3 protein-coding genes and 1 pseudogene are annotated in these 1,569 nt (G+C 65.1%); all 4 read left to right on the top strand.

Features of this window, described 5'->3' with window-relative positions:
* Positions 1-188: 188 nt before the first annotated feature.
* The gene (locus I55_RS22755; RefSeq protein ID WP_148293914.1) at positions 189-575 is read left to right on the top strand and encodes a hypothetical protein; all 387 of its coding nucleotides are present in this window, start codon (positions 189-191) and stop codon (positions 573-575) included.
* The gene (locus I55_RS22750) at positions 572-766 is read left to right on the top strand and encodes a hypothetical protein (protein WP_148293913.1); all 195 of its coding nucleotides are present in this window, start codon (positions 572-574) and stop codon (positions 764-766) included. The genes I55_RS22755 and I55_RS22750 overlap by 4 nt, the downstream gene beginning before the upstream one ends.
* A gap of 137 nt (positions 767-903) precedes the next feature.
* Positions 904-1,254: a hypothetical protein gene (locus I55_RS37845; protein WP_049974406.1), complete on the top strand. Its 351-nt coding sequence runs from the start codon at positions 904-906 to the stop codon at positions 1,252-1,254.
* An 11-nt stretch (positions 1,255-1,265) separates the two neighbouring features.
* A pseudogene (locus I55_RS38010) lies at positions 1,266-1,569 on the top strand (hypothetical protein); the annotation flags it as partial.

The raw sequence follows: 1,569 nt of genomic DNA, 5'->3' as shown, positions 1-1,569 counted from the left end.
CCTGGATCACCCTAGATATTGTAGGGGCCTGTTCCAATGTGCCACCAGAACTAGGCGCACAGAGACATAGCCAACCACCGGGCCAACCACCGGCGCAGGTGGACTTTGATCCCGGTGACGCCATGAGCTGCGGCGTGGAAGGGTGGAAGCGGTCCAAAAAACTGGCATTCGGGGGCCGGGTGTCGGCCTTGGTGCCCCTATCCCCGGTGTTCAGCGACCTGGTGACCTCATATCTGCTGAAAGACCCTGGTGAGGCGACGCTTTCCGATCTGGAGGTGGCGGGCGCCATAGCCGCCAGCCAGGTGGGTTTCAGGGCCTCCAGCTACCGGGAGGCCTGTGAGCGCCATGGACCGGAGAACGCCGCCCTGGCGGCCCTGGTGAGCCTTGAGCAGCCGGGCCATGCCGTGACCACCAGCAGGGCTGCCCTCCTGGCCGGCATCCTGCGCAAGCCGGCGGGGGCAATCGATCCCCTGGCTTCCCTTCACAGGATCGCCCGATCCAGAGGCAGTACCGCACGAGGGAAGGGCCAGCCGGCCAGGTCCAGGATCGCTCTTGGCCGGGAGGCGTGGTCATGACGATGCTCAAGACCGTCCTCTTGGCCCTGGCCCTCATTGGTACCGGGCTTGCCGGCCTCCGCGCCACCGGTGTCTTCGAGGTGGCCCGCGGCTCCGACACCGTGAGGGCCTATCGTGCCGCCCGCCATGTGTCGCCAGGTGCCAGGCCGCTCGAGGAGCTGCCGGTGGTCTACAGCCCCGCCGGCCGTTGACCCAGCCCTATCCTGAAAGGATTGCCATGTTTCGTGCCCTATCCCCGGGCCCGGGCTGCCCGTCATCGTGCCCGGCTGAGATCAACCCGCTCCCCGCTATCCGCTCCATTTCCCTTGGTGCTGGCGTTCAATCATCCGTGCTGGCGCTCATGGCGGCCCGGGGTGAGCTGGGGCCGATGCCGGACTGCGCGATCTTCGCGGATACCCGCAGCGAGCCGACGGCCGTCTATGCCCATCTGGACTGGCTTGAAAGGCAGCTGCCCTTTCCGCTTCTCCGGGTTGAGCGCGGTGATCTCAGGGCCGACTGCCTGGCGAACGCCAGGGGGGATATCCTGCACGGGAAATGCTCGACCATCCCCGCTTTCACCAGGGGTAAGGACGGGCGCGCGGCCCCCTTGATGCGTCAATGCACGCGGGACTATAAAATCGACCCTATCAACAAGAAGCTCCGCGAGTTGCTGGGTGGATCAGGACAACCTGGCCGCTGATTGACCGACGGATGAGCCGGTCCGACTGCCTGCGATGGTTCGAGCGGAATTACCCACGCCGCACCCTCGTCAAGAGCGCATGCACCTTCTGCACTTTCCACTCCAACGAAGCCTGGCGGCGGATGCGTGACAAGGATCCCGCAAGCTGGAAGGAGGCCGTTGAGTTCGACAGGGCCATCAGGGGCGGGTTCAAGGGTAACCGCGGCCAGATATTCCTCCATCGGGACCTGGTGCCGCTGGATCAGGTGGATTTGTCCACGGAGGCGGACCGGCATCATGGAGATTTGTTCGGCAATGAGTGCGAGGGGATGTGCG

The organism is Azospirillum sp. B4 (assembly GCF_000333275.1).
Taxonomy (GTDB): Bacteria; Pseudomonadota; Alphaproteobacteria; order Azospirillales; family Azospirillaceae; genus Nitrospirillum.
Note: the sequence above shows the minus strand (reverse complement) of the source record. Positions and strands in the feature narration are given on the sequence as shown.

Coding starts and splice junctions, on each gene's coding strand:
- I55_RS22750 (WP_148293913.1), top strand. CDS start 572: ATGACGATGCTCAAGACCGTCCTCTTGGCCCTGGCCCTCATTGGTACC.